The sequence below is a fragment of the Paucibacter sp. Y2R2-4 genome (assembly GCF_025717535.1).
Taxonomy (GTDB): Bacteria; Pseudomonadota; Gammaproteobacteria; order Burkholderiales; family Burkholderiaceae_C; genus Paucibacter_A.
The window spans coordinates 92,103-108,824 of sequence record NZ_JAJIRO010000001.1; the positions used below are offsets into that span (position 1 = coordinate 92,103).

12 protein-coding genes are annotated in these 16,722 nt (G+C 62.3%); 5 read left to right on the top strand and 7 right to left on the bottom strand.

Going from position 1 to position 16,722, the window contains the following annotated elements:
* Positions 1 to 55 precede the first annotated feature (55 nt).
* Both LNV06_RS00385 and ligA read left to right on the top strand, forming a co-directional pair.
* Entirely contained in the window at positions 56 to 997 is a 942-nt protein-coding gene (locus LNV06_RS00385; protein WP_263536266.1) for a LysR family transcriptional regulator, read from the top strand.
* Positions 994 to 3,069 carry an NAD-dependent DNA ligase LigA gene (gene ligA / locus LNV06_RS00390; protein WP_263536267.1) on the top strand — a complete coding sequence of 692 codons (2,076 nt, stop codon included), beginning with the start codon at positions 994 to 996 and terminating at the stop codon, positions 3,067 to 3,069. Before LNV06_RS00385 ends, ligA begins: the two co-directional genes overlap by 4 nt.
* Here the strand turns inward: ligA and LNV06_RS00395 are convergent.
* From LNV06_RS00395 to LNV06_RS00405, 3 genes are all read right to left on the bottom strand, one after another.
* Positions 3,018 to 5,204, bottom strand: a complete 2,187-nt coding sequence (locus LNV06_RS00395; RefSeq protein ID WP_263536268.1) for a putative bifunctional diguanylate cyclase/phosphodiesterase — start codon at positions 5,202 to 5,204, stop codon at positions 3,018 to 3,020. The genes ligA and LNV06_RS00395 overlap by 52 nt on opposite strands.
* 194 nt (positions 5,205 to 5,398) lie before the next feature.
* Positions 5,399 to 6,751, bottom strand: a complete 1,353-nt coding sequence (locus LNV06_RS00400; RefSeq protein WP_263536269.1) for a 3-deoxy-D-manno-octulosonic acid transferase — start codon at positions 6,749 to 6,751, stop codon at positions 5,399 to 5,401.
* Positions 6,748 to 8,136, bottom strand: coding sequence for a phosphomannomutase/phosphoglucomutase (locus LNV06_RS00405; protein WP_263536270.1), 1,389 nt, complete (start codon positions 8,134 to 8,136; stop codon positions 6,748 to 6,750). The genes LNV06_RS00400 and LNV06_RS00405 overlap by 4 nt, the downstream gene beginning before the upstream one ends.
* A 214-nt stretch (positions 8,137 to 8,350) precedes the next feature.
* Here LNV06_RS00405 and LNV06_RS00410 point away from each other — a divergent pair, with 214 nt between their 5' ends.
* The 3 genes from LNV06_RS00410 to LNV06_RS00420 all read left to right on the top strand — a co-directional run bounded on the left by LNV06_RS00410 (position 8,351) and on the right by LNV06_RS00420 (position 11,251).
* Positions 8,351 to 9,517: a sensor histidine kinase gene (locus tag LNV06_RS00410; protein WP_263536271.1), complete on the top strand. Its 1,167-nt coding sequence runs from the start codon at positions 8,351 to 8,353 to the stop codon at positions 9,515 to 9,517.
* A gap of 5 nt (positions 9,518 to 9,522) precedes the next feature.
* Entirely contained in the window at positions 9,523 to 10,278 is a 756-nt protein-coding gene (locus tag LNV06_RS00415) for a LytR/AlgR family response regulator transcription factor (protein ID WP_263536272.1), read from the top strand.
* A gap of 298 nt (positions 10,279 to 10,576) precedes the next feature.
* Entirely contained in the window at positions 10,577 to 11,251 is a 675-nt protein-coding gene (locus LNV06_RS00420; protein WP_263536273.1) for a substrate-binding periplasmic protein, read from the top strand.
* Between the two features lie 64 nt (positions 11,252 to 11,315).
* Here LNV06_RS00420 and LNV06_RS00425 read toward each other — a convergent pair whose 3' ends face one another.
* The 4 genes from LNV06_RS00425 to LNV06_RS00440 are packed head-to-tail and all read right to left on the bottom strand — an operon-like array spanning position 11,316 to position 16,534.
* Complete coding sequence (locus LNV06_RS00425) at positions 11,316 to 11,762, bottom strand: OsmC family protein (protein WP_263536274.1); 447 nt, start codon at positions 11,760 to 11,762, stop codon at positions 11,316 to 11,318.
* Between the two features lie 37 nt (positions 11,763 to 11,799).
* Entirely contained in the window at positions 11,800 to 12,009 is a 210-nt protein-coding gene (locus LNV06_RS00430; protein WP_263536275.1) for a YgaP family membrane protein, read from the bottom strand.
* A 29-nt stretch (positions 12,010 to 12,038) separates the two neighbouring features.
* On the bottom strand, positions 12,039 to 15,308 hold the full coding sequence (locus tag LNV06_RS00435) for an efflux RND transporter permease subunit (RefSeq protein WP_263536276.1): 3,270 nt from the start codon (positions 15,306 to 15,308) through the stop codon (positions 12,039 to 12,041).
* Between the two features lie 14 nt (positions 15,309 to 15,322).
* Positions 15,323 to 16,534 carry an efflux RND transporter periplasmic adaptor subunit gene (locus tag LNV06_RS00440; protein ID WP_263536277.1) on the bottom strand — a complete coding sequence of 404 codons (1,212 nt, stop codon included), beginning with the start codon at positions 16,532 to 16,534 and terminating at the stop codon, positions 15,323 to 15,325.
* Positions 16,535 to 16,722 lie beyond the last annotated feature (188 nt).

Sequence of the window (16,722 nt, forward strand, 5' to 3'; positions counted from 1 at the left end):
CTGAGTCAACATAAATCAGCAAAATCTGATTTATCTGTTTAGCAATTTCGTGCCAATGAACCCGCTAGAGCGTCTGAAGATCTTTCACCGGGTCGCCGAGCTGGCCAGCTTCAGCCAGGCTGCGGCCAGCCTGGGCCTGCCCAAGGCCAATGCTTCCATTGCCGTTCAGCAACTGGAGACGGAGCTCGGCACCCGGCTTTTGCACCGGACCACCCGGCGCGTGCATTTGACCCAAGACGGCCAGGTCTATTACGAGCGCAGCAAAGATGTGCTGTCCGATATGGACGAGTTGCAAACCCTGTTTGTGCAGCAAGACCAGGCCGGCGCATCCCGGCTCACAGGCCGGGTGCGCATCGATATGAGCACCGCCTTGGCCCGCGATGTGGTGATACCGCGCTTGCCAGAGCTGCTGGCGGCCCATCCTCTCTTGTCCGTGGAACTCAGCAGCACCGAGCGCCGCGTGGATCTGGTTCGCGAGGGTTTTGATTGCGTCCTGCGAACCGGTCAAGTCTTGGACAGCAGCTTGGTGGCGCGCCCGCTTGCCCTGCTGCGCCAGGTCAATTGCGCCAGCCCTGCCTATCTACAGGCCTTTGGCATGCCGCAAAACCTGGACGATCTGCGCGGTCATCGTCTGATCCACTTTGTAGGCAATCTTGGCGCCAAATCCGCCGGGTTTGAGTACTTGGACGCTGAAGGCCAGGTGCAAAGCATGGCGATGGAGGGCGCCGTCACGGTCAATAACGCTGAGGCCTATATGGCCGCCTGCCTGGCGGGGCTGGGCATCATTCAAGTGCCCATGCTGCAGCCTTCGGCGCATGTGCGCAGCGGCGCTTTGGTGGAGGTTTTGCCAAATTTCGCGGCGCCGGCTATGCCGCTGAATCTGCTGTATGCCAACCGTCGCAATCTGTCCCTGCGGGTCCGCGTGGTGATGGACTGGCTGTCGGATATCGTCAAGGCGGCGCAGTTGCAGTCACCTCAGCCACAATCACGGCCATGAGTGAATTGCCTGAACCCCAAGCGCCGGAATTGCGCGCCGCCGAGCTGCGCGCCAGCCTGAACCACCACGCCCACCTCTACTATGTGCTGGACGCACCGACCCTGCCGGATGCCGAGTACGACCGCATGTTCCAGGAACTGCAGGCCCTGGAAGCTCAGCACCCCCAACTGCTAAGCCCGGACTCACCGACCCAGCGCGTCATTGGCAAGGTCTTGGAAGGCTTTGCGCCGGTGCGGCATGCGGTGCCCATGCTCAGCATCCGGACTGAGACCGACACCGAAGCCAGCGGCGCCCACAGCTTTGACCAGCGGGTGCGCAAGCAGCTCGAATTGGACGAGGCGGCGCCGGCAGTGGAATACGCCGCCGAGCTGAAGTTCGACGGTCTGGCCATCAATCTGCGCTATGAGTTTGGGTTGCTGAAGCAAGCGGCCACGCGCGGCGACGGCGAGACCGGCGAAGACGTCACGCAAAACATCAAGACCATCGGCCAGATTCCACTGCGACTCCAAGGCGTGGAGGCGCCAGTCCTGGAGGTGCGCGGCGAGGTCTATATGCGCCGCGATGATTTCGAGGCCTTGAACGAGCGGCAACGTGCTGCTGGCGAGAAAACCTTCGTCAACCCGCGCAATACCGCAGCGGGCGCGGTTCGGCAGTTGGACCCGGCCTTGGCCGCACAGCGTCCTTTGAGCTTTTTTGCCTATGGCCTGGGGGAGGTCAAGGGCTGGGACTTGCCGGCCACGCACAGCGGTATGTTGGACGCCCTTGCTGCCATGGGCTTGCCAGTTTGCGCGGATCGTGCGGTGGTGCAAGGCGCCGAAGGCTTGGTGGCGTTTCATCAAGCCATGGGCGCTAAGCGCGACAGTCTGGCCTTTGATATCGACGGCATTGTCTACAAGGTCAACAGCCTGGCCTTGCAGCAGCGCCTGGGTTTTGTGACCCGCGAGCCGCGCTGGGCGGTGGCGCACAAATACCCAGCGCAAGAACAAGTGACGCGGCTGAACGACATCGAGATTCAAGTCGGCCGCACCGGCAAGTTGACGCCGGTGGCCAAGCTGGAGCCGGTGTTTGTGGGCGGCACCACGGTGTCGAATGCCACCTTGCACAATGTCTTTGAGCTGCGACGCAAGGGCGTGCGGGTGGGCGACCAGGTGATTGTTCGGCGCGCCGGTGATGTGATTCCCGAGGTGGTGGGGCGAGTACCGGCGCCGCGCCCCAGCTACGTGCCTAACTTTAGAATTCCACGCGCTTGCCCGGTCTGCGACAGCGAGGTGCTGCGTGAGCGCGGCGGCATGGACTACCGCTGCAGCGGCGGCATTTTCTGCCCGGCCCAGCGCAAGCAGGCGATGTTGCACTTTGCCGGCCGGCGCGCCATGGACATCGAAGGCCTGGGCGATAAGTTGGTGGAGCAACTGGTGGACGAGGGCATCGTCAGCAGCCTACCGGGCTTGTACAAGCTCGGCGTGGCCAAGCTCTCCGCCCTGGAGCGCATGGCGGATCGCAGTGCCTTGAATTTGCTTGAGTCTTTGGAGAAGAGCAAGCAAACGACCTTGGCGCGTTTCCTATTTGCGCTCGGGATTCGCCAGGTCGGCGAAGCCACGGCCAAGGATTTGGCGCGTCAGTTTGGTTCTATGGATGCCCTGATGTCCGCCACGGTTGAACAGTTGCTGGAGGTCCGCGATGTGGGCCCCATCGTGGCGCAAAGCATTCACCATTTCTTTGCTCAGCCCCACAACCGCGAGGTGGTTGAGCAATTGCGCGCGGCCGGCGTGCAATGGCCGGAGGGGCAGGGCGCTGCGGCCGAGCAGGGGCCGAAACCGCTGCTGGGCAAAACCTTGGTGCTGACCGGCACCTTGCCGACTTTGTCGCGCGACGCGGCCAAAGATCTGATCGAGGCCGCCGGTGGCAAGGTCAGTGGCTCGGTGTCCAAGAAGACGCACTATGTGGTGGCCGGCGAGGAGGCCGGCTCCAAGCTGGACAAGGCGCGTGAGCTGGGCCTGACGGTGCTGGATGAGGCGGGGCTTCAGGCGCTGTTGGCGGCCGCAGCGAGCGAGGAGCCTCCCGCTTCGTCCTGAAGCAGTACCGGCGCCAAGCACAAGGCTGCATATTCAGCCGCAAATTCCGCGGCAGCTCGCGGGCGGCTGAAGAGAAAACCTTGGATCTGATCGCATCCCTGCCTCAGCAGGAAGGCCAATTGCTCGGGCGTTTCAACCCCTTCGGCGACGGTGCGCAGGCCGAGGCTGCGCGCCATACCGATCACCGCCTGAATGATGGCTTCATCGCCCAGATGGGCGCCGATACCGGTGACGAAACTGCGATCGATCTTCAGGGTTTGGATGGGCAGAAGCTTGAGATAAGCCAGCGAGGAATAGCCGGTGCCAAAGTCGTCCACCGAGAGGCGCACGCCCAGCTTGTTCAGCGCCAGCAGGGCCTGGATGGCGTTCTCGGCATGCATGATGACCGATTCGGTGATTTCCAGCTCCAGGCAATCGGCCGGCAATTGCGCATCCGCCAGGGCTTGGCTGACCACTTGGACGATGTCGTTGCGCTCCAATTGCCGCACCGAGAGGTTCACTGACACATGGGGCACCTGGAGCCCGGCGTCGCGCCAGGCTTTCAGCTGTTTGCAGGCCTTGTTCAGCACCCAAGCGCCCAGTTCATTGATGAAGCCGCTTTCCTCGGCCAGGGCAATGAAACGGCTCGGCGGAACCTGGCCCAGTTCGGGGCTGTGCCAGCGTGCCAAGGCTTCGGCGCCGCAAGGGCGCAAGGTCGTGCCTACGCCAGGGCAAGAGGCCTGCTCAGCAAACAAGTCCGCTGCCGGCTGCCCCATCTTCATCTGGAAGTGCAGCTCCAGTTCACCGGCTTGCAGGCTGCGCCGCAAGAGCTTTTCCATGGCAGCGCGGTCTTGGGCGGAGGTGGTCATCTCCGGCTGGTAGAAATGGTAGCGGTTACGTCCGGCGCGCTTGGCCTCGTACATGGCGGTGTCGGCCGCTTGAGAGAGTTCGTCCGCGCTGCGACCATCGCCTGGAAACAAGCTGATGCCAATGCTGGCCGAGATCTGCAACTCATTGGCGCGCAGATTCATGGGCGTGAGCAAGGCTTCAATCAATTTTTGGGCAACCAGCGGGGCTTCGATGGCGGCATCGCTACAGCTCAGGACGCACGCGAATTCATCGCCCCCCAGCCGCGCCAGAATATCGCTGCCGCGCACGATGGCGCTCAGCCGCCGCCCGACCTCCATCAGCAGCTCGTCGCCGACGGGGTGGCCCAGCGTGTCATTGACCTCTTTGAAACGATCCAGGTCGATATAGAGCACGGCCAACTGCTCTTCATTGCGTTCCGCGCGGTTGATTTGGCGGCGCAGATGGTCGATGTAAAGCAGGCGATTGGGCAGACCGGTCAGCGGGTCGTGATGGGCCAGATGTTCCAGACGTGCTTTCGCCAAAGCCAGCTCTTCGGTGCGTTCGTGCACCCTTTGGTCCAGGTCTTCGTTGGCCTTTTGCAGCGCCAATTCCTGACCATGAATAATGCCTTGGGCCCGACGCACCAACAGCAGCTGCAAGGCGTAGAGCAGCAAGAGCGTGGCCAGCCCCGTCAGCACCAGGCTCCTGAGCAGGGCATCGCGGCGCTTCACAAACCCCGACACATCTTGGTAGAGCTCGATCACGCCGATGATTTCGCCATTGCGTTTGAAGGGCAAATAGCTGCCGAGCAAATCAATATCGGCGCGCTGGCCTTCAAAGGCATCGAATTTGTCTCGGTGGGTGAGCACGCTTTGGGCCTGGCCTGCCAGGGCCGACTGAATGCCGGGGTTGCCGTCTTTTCTTTCACCAATTTGCTTGGCGTCTGAGGAATAGAGGGTCAGGCCTTGCGGGTTGTACAGCTTGACCTTGACGATCTCTGAGCCTTGCATCAAGGCGGCGGTTTTGGCGTGCAAGCCGTGGCTCTGGGCTAATTCGCGGAGCTGATCTGCACTGAGCTGCAAACCGGGCGCCATGATGGGCGCGAAGTCTTGCCCCAGGACATTGGTGAAGACGGCGGTCATGGCCTCATTGCGCCGCTCGGCCATGTGGCTGAGCACCTTCAGCGTCAAAGAATGCGCGAAATAGCCCAGGGCCAAGGCGGACAGGGCAATCAGGGCCAAAGAGACCCAGGAAAAGTAGCGGGTGAGCCGAAAGGGCTGTGGCGTGGCTTCAATGGGCGGCTCCATGGCATCGGCTGCTCGGCCAGTGCCGAGCCCGCCTGCGACTGAGGCGGATGATTCCGTTGCCGTGCCAGCCACTACCTCGCCGCCTCGCATGCGCATCACTCCTTCGCGGCCGCCGCAGTTCGTCGAACCGTCAGCTTGACTGTATGCGAAGAACGGGGCCTTCAGTGGAGACTGAAACCTCCAGAAGTGTGCAGTCAGCCGACGTGCGCCTTGAATGCCCCAAGCGCTAGGATTTGCTCCGCCATTCGGGCGGCGGCGCCGCGATGCTGGGCCGCAAAGGCCAGCGATCGTTCGCGCATGAGGGCTTGTTCTGCCTTGTTCTGGCACAAGCTCAGCGCCATGGCCAGCCCAGTGGTCATATCGGGCGCGCGCTGCGCTGCTGCGCTTTCGATGGCCAGCGCCGAAGCCTCAGCAAAATTGAAGGTGTGCGGGCCCATGATGACCGGGCAGCCGCAGGCCGCCGCTTCGATCAGGTTTTGCCCGCCCAGTGGCGCAAAGCTGCCTCCCAGCAAGGCCACATCGCTGAATGCGTAATACAGGGCCATCTCGCGCATCGAGTCGCCCAAGCAGGCGTCGGCGCTGCAGTCTTTCGCACTGGGTCCCTGGTCGTCCCATTGGCTGCGGCGGGACAGACGAAGTCCGGCCGCTTCAATCAGCCCAGCTACTTCATCAAAGCGCTGCGGATGACGCGGCACGATCAGCAGCAAGGGTTTGAGGGAGCCGCTTTCGGCTGCACCAGGCCCCGAAGGCTTCTCCCAAGCTTGCTGCCAAGCCTGCAAAAGCATCGCTTCCTCGCCCTCGCGGGTGACCGCTGCCAGCAAGACCGGCCGCTGCAGCTGCTCGCGCCACTTCCGGCCTTGGGCCAAGAGCGCCTCATCCATCTGCATGTCAAACTTCAAATTCCCCTGCACCTGCACGCTAGCAGCACCACTGGCGCTCAAGCGTTCGGCATCGGCCTGGGTTTGCGCCAAGGCCAGGGTAAGTCGTCGGCCAGCGGGTTGCAACAGCGCTTTGAAACGTTCGCCACGCCGCTGGCTTCGCTCCGACAGCCGCGCATTGGCCAGCACCATGGGCAGCTGGGCCTGCGCGGCTTCGAATTGCAGCGTGGGCCAGATTTCGGTCTCCATCAGCACGCCGAGGGCTGGCTGCCAATGCTGCAGAAAACGCCGCACCGCGCCCGGCGTGTCATAGGGCAGCCAGGTTTGAGCGTCGTCTTTTTGCAAGAGGGCCTGACCGGCTTCCCAGCCGGTGGCGGTGCTGTGGGTGAGCAGCAGGCGCAGCGTTGGCTGGCGTTCGCGCAAGGCACTGATCAAGGCTGCGGCCGCGCGGGTTTCACCCAGCGAGACCGCATGCACCCAGAGCCAGCCCTGGGCCGCCGCGGCCTGCTGATAAAAGCCTAAACGTTCGCCTAGGCGCTGCCGGTACTGCGGCTCCACCGAGCCGCGCCGCCACAGGCGCAGCAGGTAGAAGGGCGTCAGCAGGCGCAGCAGCCCCGCATAGGCCCAACGACTGAGCCTTTCAGCGAAGGTCTCGGCAACGGGGCTCAATGCCCAGCAGCGAAGGTGGCGTCGGGCTTGACGCGCTTGAGTTGCGCCAGCACATCGTGCTGAATGCGTTCCAGTGCTTCAGGCGTGTGGCCTTCAAAGCGCAGCACCAGCACCGGCGTGGTGTTGGAGGCACGCACCAGGCCAAAGCCGTCCTCGTACTCGACGCGCAGTCCGTCGATGGTGACGATTTCCTTGGAGCCCGGGAACTCGGCCACTTCCAGTAGCTTCTTCACCACCTCATGGTGCTCGCCCTCGGCGCAAGGCACATTGATTTCGGGGGTGTTGAAGCTGGTGGGCAGGGCGTTCAGCACGGCGCTCGGGTCGCTGGAGCGCGACAAGATTTCAAGCAGACGGGCGGCGGTGTACATCGCATCGTCAAAGCCGTACCAACGCTCAGAGAAGAAGATGTGGCCCGACAACTCGCCAGCCAGTGGTGCGCCGGTTTCCTTCAGCTTGGCCTTGGCCAGCGAATGGCCGGTCATCCACATCAGCGGCTTGCCGCCATGCTCACGAATCCACGGGGCCAGGCGCTGGGTGCACTTGACGTCGAAGATGATCTCGGCGCCGGGCTTGCGCTTCAAGATATCGGCGGCGAAGAGCATGATCTGGCGGTCCGGCATGATCATGGTGCCGTCTTTGGTGACCACGCCCAGGCGGTCGCCGTCGCCGTCAAAAGCCAGGCCCAGTTCAGCGTCGCAAGCGTGCACGATGCGCTTCAGGTCTTCCAGGTTCTCGGGGCGCGATGGATCGGGGTGGTGGTTGGGGAAGTCGCCGTCCACCTTGGAATAGATATCGATCACTTCGCAACCCAAGGCGCGCAAGATGGCCGGGGCGCTGGCGCCGGGGATGCCGTTGCCGGAGTCCACCACGATCTTCATCGGACGCTTCAGCTTGGCATCCTTGACGATGCGGTGGGCGTACTCGGGCACGATGTCCATGGTGGCCGTGCGACCCTGGCCTGTTTTGTAGTCTTCGGCTTCGATGCGGCGGCGCAGGCCTTGGATCTGCTCGCCGTACACGGCAGCACCCTTCAAGACCATCTTGAAGCCGTTGTAGTCCTTGGGGTTGTGGCTGCCGGTCACCATGATGCCGCTGCGGCAGCCATGCTTGGCGCGGGTGGCGGCCACGTAGTACAGCATCGGGGTGGTGACGGCGCCCAGGTCCACCACATCCAGTCCGGTGGACTGCAGGCCGCGAATCAGCGCGGCGACCAGGCCAGGGCCGGACAAGCGGCCATCGCGGCCCACGGCCACGGCTTTTTCGCCCAAGGCGCGAGCCTCGGTGCCGAAGGCGCGTCCCAGGTGCTCGGCCAGCTCTTCGTTCAGGGTCGTACCCACGACACCGCGGATGTCATAGGCCTTGAAGATGGACGCGTGAACTTGCATGTGGACTTCCCTTGGAATGATTGAATAGAAAACGCGATCTGCGAACAAATCAGTGGGCGGATTGTAGGCAAGGGATTTGACTGTTCCTTGTCGGTAGCGCCCGTCGCGCGGCGGGCTTGCCATTCAAAAGAGCGGCTTGCCATTCATCTTGCCCTTTGTCGATTCGTCGCAGGCGCCGGCAGGAGCGCTGAGTAGCTTGCCTACACTGCGACGCATGAACACCCCCATCCACTCCTTCAAAAGCGGCCTGCGGCAAGCGTGGCAGTCGTTCACCGTGCTGACCAAGCATCGAAGCGAACCGACTTGGGCGCGCTTGCTGATCAGTACCGGCATCGGGCTTGGCTTTACTCTCTTGTTCACCCTGGTGCCCGGCCTGATCCTGGGGCGCTTGTTGGATGGGCCATGGCTGCGCCAGACCATGGGTGCCAATTTGATTCTGTGCCTGTGTATTTCGTACACCATCCATGCCATGTTTCGTACGGCCGAGCTGTTGATCTCAGAAGGCCAGATTGAGCGCTTGCAAGTGGGCGGACGGGGGAACTGGCGCGCCGGCGTGTTCTCGGCCTCGATTGGCATTGGCGGCACGATCTTGGGCGGTGTGGTCGGCATGCTTCTCTTGGGGCATCTGTACCGAATTGATGCCTTGGGCAGCTTCTTGAGTCAGCCGACCAATTTGCGCATGTCGGGCTTTCTCACGGTCTTGATCACCGCCGCCAATATCTTCTGGTGGAAGATGCGCATCAAGCAGCAGGCGCTGCAACTGGCGGCCACCGAGGCTCAGCTGCGCTTGCTGCAGGGTCAGATTGAGCCGCACTTTTTGTTCAACACCTTGGCCAATGTGCAGAGCCTGATCGACTATGACACCGGTCGCGCCAAACAGATGTTGGAGGCCTTCACCGACTATCTGCGCGCCTCTTTGGGCCAGCTGCGCGACGGCAACAGCACCTTGGGCGCCGAACTGGACATGGCGCAAAGCTATTTGCAGCTGCTGCAGATCCGCATGAATGACCGCTTGAGCTTTCAGATCGAGGCCAGCGCCGAGGCGCGTGCGGCCCTGCTGCCCCCGCTGCTTTTGCAGCCCTTGATTGAGAACGCCATTCACCATGGTTTGGAGCCCAAGGTGGAGGGCGGCCGGGTCTTGATTCGCGCCCAGGTCCATCAAGGCCGCTTGGAAGTGCAGGTTGACGATGACGGCTTGGGCCTGGACGCACCGCGTCGTCCGGGCCGCAAAGCGGGAGCGGGCCTGGCCCTGGGGAATATCCGGGCGCGCCTGCAAAGTCTGTACCCGCACAATGCCAGCCTGCAGCTAACGCAACAAAGCGTCGGCACCTTGGCGTCCCTGAACCTGCCCTATACCCGCGGCACTTCCGCAGCTCACTGACCATCATGACCCGTGCCCTGATTGCCGACGACGAGCCCCATCTGGCCCAGTACCTGAAGCAGCAACTGAGCCAGCTCTGGCCAGAGCTGGAGATCGTGGCCGTCGCCAAGAACGGCGTGGAGGCGGCCGAGCAGATCGCCGCCTTGCAGCCTGACTTGGCTTTCTTGGATATTCAAATGCCGGGCTTGACGGGCTTGGAGGTGGCGCAAGGCATTGAGGGCAAGACCCGCGTGGTTTTTGTCACCGCCTATGACGACTATGCCGTCGAAGCCTTTGAGGCAGCGGCGCTGGACTATCTGCTCAAACCGCTGAAGACCGAGCGCTTGGCGCGCTGTCTGGAGCGCCTGCGCGCCGTACAGCAGGCCGATCGGCAAGACCAGGGCCTCGCCGAAGTCTTGCAGCGATTGATCCCTCGTAGCACTGAAGCAAGCCCGCCCAGGCTGCGTTTCATCCGCGCCGCCAGCGGTGACTTGATGCATCAGGTGCCCGTCGAAGAAGTCTTGTTCTTCCATGCCGATGACAAGTACACCGTGGTGAAAACGGCCACTGCCGAGCATCTGATCCGAACCCCCATCGTGGACTTGGCTTCGCAGTTGGACCCGGAACAGTTCTGGCAAGTGCACCGATCTACTTTGATCAATCTCGCGCATTTGGCCGGCACCCGGCGCGACGAGCAAAGCCGCTTGTTCTTGCGCATCAAAGGCCATGCCCAGGAGTTGCCGGTGAGCCGCGCCTATGTGCATCTTTTCAAGGCGATGTAGGCTGGAGATGGGGGCGGCGGTGTAGAGTTGGCGCCAGAACAGGGAGGCTGACCTAGAACTCACGCAGCCGATGTTCACAGCCATCTCGCGTTTCAATGGGCGTATTGCATTCGCCCCCCAATCCACTTTCCAAGGGGCGCGTCGCGCCGTCTTTCGATCCGGCCCGCAGGCTTGGGTCGCTGCCTTGAGTCTGGCGCTTTGGATACAAGCATTGCCCGTAGCCGCCCAATCGACTACCCAGTCGACTACCCAGTCGGCTGCTCAATCGGCAACCTCTGAGGCGAGCAAGAACAGCGCTTTGGAATGGGTCGCAGGGGAGTTGCCGCCCTTTGCCTGGCTGGGTCGGCAGGGGCCGCAAGGCTTGGCCTATGAGTTGGCGGCCCAGATGCGCAGCAAGTTAAACCGCAGCGGAGAGACCACGTTCTACCCCTGGGCGCGTGCGGTTCGGATGGCTCAAACGGGCCCGTCTTTTGGTGTGTTTCCGCTGGCGCGTACACCTGATCGCGAGTTGCATTTCAATTGGTTGATCCCGCTGACCACGGTGCACTACAGCTTCTTCAGTCTCGCGACCGATAGCTTTGATCACTTCGACACCGAAGCCTTGAAGGCCAGGCGCATCGGTGTCTTGCGAGGCTCGCCCATCATCAAGAATTTGCAGGCCGAGCGTTTCAGCAAGATCGTTGAGGCCAAGGACTACAAGGACTTGCTGCGCCTGCTGGAGCGCCAGCATATCGACGCCATCTACGCGGGCGAACCGATGTTGCGCGCTGCGATCGAGGAGTTCGGTTTCAAGTCGGCCACCTTCAGACGTGGTTTGAGCCTGAAGTCGGCCGAGCTCTATATGGCCACCTCAATCGCTGTCGACAAGCCTGAGGCCGAGCTCTGGCTGCAAGCCTATCGAGAGCTGGAACTGGATGGCACTGTGGCCAGGCTGCAGAAAAAGTACCTCAGCACCGGGGTGCGCGAACGTTGATGTGGCTGCTTTCGGCAGGCGTATCGTCTTGAGGCCAAAGGCCCAAGTCCCGATAGCTAATGCTTTATTTCAGCTGCTGCCCGAGCGAATCCCAAACCTGGATCTGCACGGGGATGCCGGCAGCCACGCTTTGGGTCACGGTGCAATAGGCTTCAAAACTACTCAAGACTCGGTCCAGCTGCGCCAACTCCGCGGCCGCTACGCCCAGCGTCAGCTTGGCGCTCAGGCCCAGCACGCGCATGCGGCCTTCGGCATTGCGGCCGACCTCCGCATCCACTTCGCAACGTAGGGGTTCCGGCGCTTGCTTGAACTTGCGCAGGGCGAACAGCAGCGAGTCACTCAAGCAGTTGCCGACAGCAGCCGCCAAAAGCTGCACGGGTGATGGGCCCAGGCCCGCGCCCAACGGTGGCGGTTCATCGCCCAGCAGGCTGGGAACATGGCCCCCAAATTTGATTTGAAACTGGTAGTCCTGCTGCTGCGTTAATTCGACATGAACAAGGCCTTCAGACATGGTGGGGTTCTCCTTCAGTGATTCGGCAATTGTCGATTCAAGCCTCGCGACGCAGGCCCAGCTTGGCGAGCAGGCTTTCCATCAGGCACCAGCGGCTGAAGCCGCTCTGCAGCAGATTGAGGCCGACAAAGGCGGTGAAGGCCAGCCACCAGCTGCTTTGGAAGATCGGGCTGCCCGGGATGCCGAGGGCCAGCGACAGCAGGATGAAGCTGCCCGCCACGATACGAACGATTTGCCATGTGCTCATGGGTACTCCTGAGATGAAAATAGATGGGCTCAGTCGGCTTTGCCCGTCAGCGCCTGCAAGCGATGGCGGTAGGCCATGTAGTAGAGCGTCGGGATCACCACCAGCGTCAACACGGTGGAGACAAAGATGCCGAAGATCAGCGAGATGGCCAGACCATTGAAGATCGGGTCGTCCAGGATGAAGAAGGCGCCCATCATGGCGGCCATGCCGGTCAGCATGATGGGCTGTGCGCGGGTGATAGCTGAGCTGACAATCGCCCGCTCAAACGGCATGCCGCTGCGCACCTGCAGGTTGATGAAGTCCACCAACAAGATGGAGTTGCGCACGATGATGCCGGCCAGGGCGATCATGCCAATCATGCTGGTGGCGGTGTACTGCGCGCCCAGCAAGGCGTGACCGGGCATGACGCCAATGATGGTCAAGGGAATGGGCGCCATGATGATCAAGGGCGTGAGGTAAGAGCCAAACTGCGCCACCACGAGCAAATAGATCAAGACCAAGCCAACGGCATAGGCCAAGCCCATATCGCGGAAGGTTTCATACGTCACCTGCCACTCCCCATCCCACTTGATGGCGTAGCCGCGGTAAGCGTCTTGCGGCTGGCTGATGAAATACTCCTGCAGGCGAGCGCCATCTGGCGCGGTGATTTGTTGCAAAGCGCTGCGCATGCCGAACATGCCGTAAAGCGGGCTGTCCAAGCGGCCTGCCATATCGGCCACCACCAGATTCATGGGCAATAAATCCTTGTGATAGACCGGCTGCTCGCGCTCGGTATCACTGATTTGCACCAACTCTTGGATGGGCACCAGCTTGCCGTTGGCCGCGCGAACGCTCAGAGACAAGAGCGCGTTCAAATCGCCTTGTGAGCTGGCCGGCAAGACCAAGGTGGCCGCGGCTGGATACTTGGCGCCGCCGTGCAGATAGCTGACGGCCTCACCGGCCAGTCCGGCCCGCAAGCTGCTGACGATGGCCTGCTGCGGCACGCCCAAGAGCGAGGCCTTGCTGCGATCGATCAGCAAGAGCTTGCGCGGCGCGGCGGCGATGCTGCTGTCGTCCACATCGACCAAGCCCTCGGCTTTCTCAAACACCGCCCGCACCTGGCGTGCCACCGCCTGGCGGCCTTCGGCCTCGGGCCCGTAGATCTCAGCGACGATGGGCGAGAGCACCGGCGGGCCTGGCGGCACTTCGACCACCTTCACATTGGCGCCATGCCGGCGGCCAATCTCCTGCAAGGCCGGACGCAGACGAGTCGCGATGGCGTGGCTTTGCTCTTTGCGATGGTGCTTGTCCACCAAATTGACTTGCAGGTCGCCCTGGTTGCTGCCGGTGCGCAGCTGGTACTGGCGCACCAAGCCATTGAAGTTGATCGGTGCTGCCGTGCCGGCATAGGCCTGGTAGTGCGTCACTTCGGGCACTTCAGACAGCTGCGCGCCCAACTCGCGCAGCACGGCGGCGGTTTGCTCCAGCGGCGTGCCCGCCGGCATGTCGACGATGATTTGGAATTCAGACTTGTTGTCAAAGGGCAGCATCTTCAAGAGCACCAAGCCGGTGGCCGGCAACAGCAGCGAGAGCCCAATCAGCCCGGCTACGACCAGGCCCAAAATGCCGCGATTGCGTGCGCCGCGCTTCACGTCCAGCAGCGGCTTGAAGACGCGCTCAAACAGCGGCGCCAGTTTGGCGGACAAGCCGTGCAGCGCGTTCGGGTCGCCACCGTGGTCGGCCGGCAAGGCCTTCATGCCCAGCCGCGCCAGCCAGGGCGTCACCACGAAAGCGATGGCCAAAGACAGCAGCATGCCCATGCTGGCATTGATGGGGATGGGGCTCATATAGGGGCCCATCAGCCCGGACACAAAAGCCATGGGCAGCAAGGCGGCAATCACCGTCAAGGTGGCCAAGATGGTGGGGCCGCCGACCTCATCTACCGCGCTGGGAATGATCTGCGCCAGGCTCTTGCCCGGGAACAACTGCTGGTGGCGGTGGATGTTCTCGACCACCACGATGGCGTCGTCCACCAAGATGCCGATGGAGAAGATCAGCGCAAACAGCGACACCCGGTTCAAGGTGAAGCCCCAGGCCCAGGAGGCGAACAAGGTGACCGTCAGGGTCAGGATCACCGCGGCGCCCACGATGGCGGCCTCCCGCCGACCCAGAGCCACAAAGACCAGGGCCACCACCGATGCGGTGGCAAACATCAGTTTTTGAATCAGCTTTTGTGCCTTGTCATTGGCGGTGGCGCCGTAATTGCGTGTTTCGCTCACTTCCACATTGGCGGGGATGACGGTGTTGCGCAAGCCGTCCACACGCTGCATCACTGCATTCGCCACATCGATCGCGTTCTCGCCGGCCTTTTTGGTGACCGAGATCGTGATGGCTGGTGCTTCAAAGTGCTGCGACTTTTCAACGGCGCCGCCCATGCCGTGCCAGACATAACGCGTCGGCGTGGCGGGGCCATCGACAATTTTGGCGACGTCGCGCAAATAGATCGGCTTGTCTGCGCGCACCCCGACCAGCAAGATCTCCAGGTCCCGTGGGGATTCAAGAAAAGGGCCGGCTTCCAGCGCAATCGCCCGATTGCCTTGCAAGAGCTCGCCCAAGGGCATGCCCGCATTGGCCGACAGCAAGGCTTGGCGAAGATCGGCCACGGTCAGGCCCACGCTGTTCATGCGGGCGGCGTCCATTTCGACCAGCACCGCGCGCCCCGGTCCACCCAGGCTTTTGACCTCGCGGGTGCCAGGCACGCGCTTGAGTTCGATCTCCATGCTGTGCGCCACGCGCTCGAGATCAAAGGCGCCGGTGTCGGTGTCGCGGCTGAAGAGGGTCAGGGTGAGGATGGGGACATCGTCAATGCCCTTGGGCTTGATCAGCGGGGCCAGCACGCCCAGGCCTTGCGGCAGCCAATCGGCATTGGCATTCACCGTGTCGTAGAGCCTCACCAAGGCTTCGGTGCGCGGCACGCCGACCTTGAACTGCACCGTGATCACCGCCATGCCGGGGTTGGAGACCGACATCACATGCTCAACCCCGGTGATCTGCGACAGCACTTGCTCCGCCGGCGTCGCCACCATCTGCTCCACATCCCGCACACTGGCGCCGGGGAAGGGGATCAGCACATTGGCCATGGTCACATTGATCTGCGGCTCTTCTTCACGCGGCGTCACCATCACGGCAAAGACACCCAAGAGCAGCGCCACCAGGGCCAGAAGAGGCGTGATCTGCGCGCTTTGGAAGAAGGCGGCAATGCGCCCCGAGATGCCCATCGGGCTGTTCTCACTGCTGCTTTCTGGAGTTGTCGGCTTCATGCTTGCGGCTCCTCTCAGCGCTTGCTGGCCGCGGCTTGCGGATTCAGCACCAACTTTTCACCGGCGTTCAGGCCGCTGAGAATCTCTTGTTGATCGCCTTGGATCTTGCCGACGCGAACTTGGCGCAGCAGCGGCTGCCCTTTGCCGTCCAGCACATAGACCGCCATCAATTCGGCACGACGCAGCAGCGCTGACCTGGGCACCAGGAAGGGCGCCGCTGAGGGCTCAAGGGCAGCGCTTGGTTTGCCCGCGAGAGCTGTTGGGGACTTGCTCAGCAAATCACTGGACCACAGCACCCGCGCAAACATGCCCGGCACCACGCCGCTGAGTCCTGCAGGCAGGTCCAGTCTCAGCTCTTGGGTCAGCGATGCTGCATCGACGGTGGGCAAGATCTGGATTTGGCTCGGCGTGATGTTGCGGCCGGCCGCGCCCAGGCCCGGCAACTCAATGCGGATCTGCCCCTGCGCTGGCTTGCCAGCGCTTTGCTGGACCTGCAGCTGACGGCTCAGGCTTTGGCTCAGGTTCTGAGGCAAATGGGTGGTGATGCGCAGCGCGCTCGGATCGTAGATGGTTGCCAAGGCGCGGCCCGGCATGGCCATGTCTCCAAGGTTGACAGGCACATCGGCCACCACGCCGGCGTAGGGGCTGCGCACAATGCTGAAGCCGCTTTGGGTGCGCGCCACGCCGACCTGGGCCAGCTGCGCCTGCACCTGCGCTTGGGTGGCCTTGTACTGGGCTTCGGCTTGCTCCAGCGCGGCCTGGCTGATGTAGTTCTGCTTGAAGAGTTGCTGTTGGCGCTCGAACTCGCGCGCCGCCAAGAGGCCTTGAGCGCGTGCAGCCTGCGCTTGGGCCTCACTGGCTTGGGCGCTTTGTTCGGCTTGACGGGCATCGATACGCATCAAGACTTGACCGGCATGGACCCGGTCACCCACCTTGACCTCCATGTGCACGATGGCGCCCGCCACTTGTGCTGCGACCACGGTTTGCCGCTGAGCCTCCACCACGGCGTCGCGGCTGTCTTGCCCTAGCTGTGCTTGTTTGGCTATCAACAAGGTCTTCAACTCAGGCGCCTTCGGGGCGTTAGTGGTTGGACCGGCCGCGCCGACCTGCGCGCTCAGCAAAATGCCCGCCGCAGTGGCGGTCAAAGCAAAGGCCAGCCAGGCAGGGCTACGCAGCAAGGATGTGGACTTGAGCGGCTGGGCGGAAGAAGGCGTCAGTGGCTTCATGGCTTCTCAGCGAGCTTCAATTCGCTGGACAGTTGGATCTTGTTAACTTATTATTTAACTAATCACGCAAATAGTCAAATGAGGCCGGAGCAAGACCTCAAATCAGCAAACAAGGCTTGCGTGTGTTGTGACTGAGCAAGGCTGTGGCTCTTCAGCTTAGAGAAACAGCGCCCACCCATCCGAGAACA

Bases quoted from the DNA above. Each gene is read 5' to 3' on its own strand.
- LNV06_RS00385 (WP_263536266.1), top strand. From the start codon at position 56: ATGAACCCGCTAGAGCGTCTGAAGATCTTTCACCGGGTCGCCGAGCTG.
- LNV06_RS00405 (WP_263536270.1), bottom strand. From the start codon at position 8,136: ATGCAAGTTCACGCGTCCATCTTCAAGGCCTATGACATCCGCGGTGTC.
- LNV06_RS00410 (WP_263536271.1), top strand. From the start codon at position 8,351: ATGAACACCCCCATCCACTCCTTCAAAAGCGGCCTGCGGCAAGCGTGG.
- LNV06_RS00440 (WP_263536277.1), bottom strand. From the start codon at position 16,534: ATGAAGCCACTGACGCCTTCTTCCGCCCAGCCGCTCAAGTCCACATCC.
- LNV06_RS00435 (WP_263536276.1), bottom strand. From the start codon at position 15,308: ATGAAGCCGACAACTCCAGAAAGCAGCAGTGAGAACAGCCCGATGGGC.
- ligA (WP_263536267.1), top strand. From the start codon at position 994: ATGAGTGAATTGCCTGAACCCCAAGCGCCGGAATTGCGCGCCGCCGAG.
- LNV06_RS00425 (WP_263536274.1), bottom strand. From the start codon at position 11,762: ATGTCTGAAGGCCTTGTTCATGTCGAATTAACGCAGCAGCAGGACTAC.
- LNV06_RS00430 (WP_263536275.1), bottom strand. From the start codon at position 12,009: ATGAGCACATGGCAAATCGTTCGTATCGTGGCGGGCAGCTTCATCCTG.
- LNV06_RS00415 (WP_263536272.1), top strand. From the start codon at position 9,523: ATGACCCGTGCCCTGATTGCCGACGACGAGCCCCATCTGGCCCAGTAC.
- LNV06_RS00395 (WP_263536268.1), bottom strand. From the start codon at position 5,204: ATGGAGCCGCCCATTGAAGCCACGCCACAGCCCTTTCGGCTCACCCGC.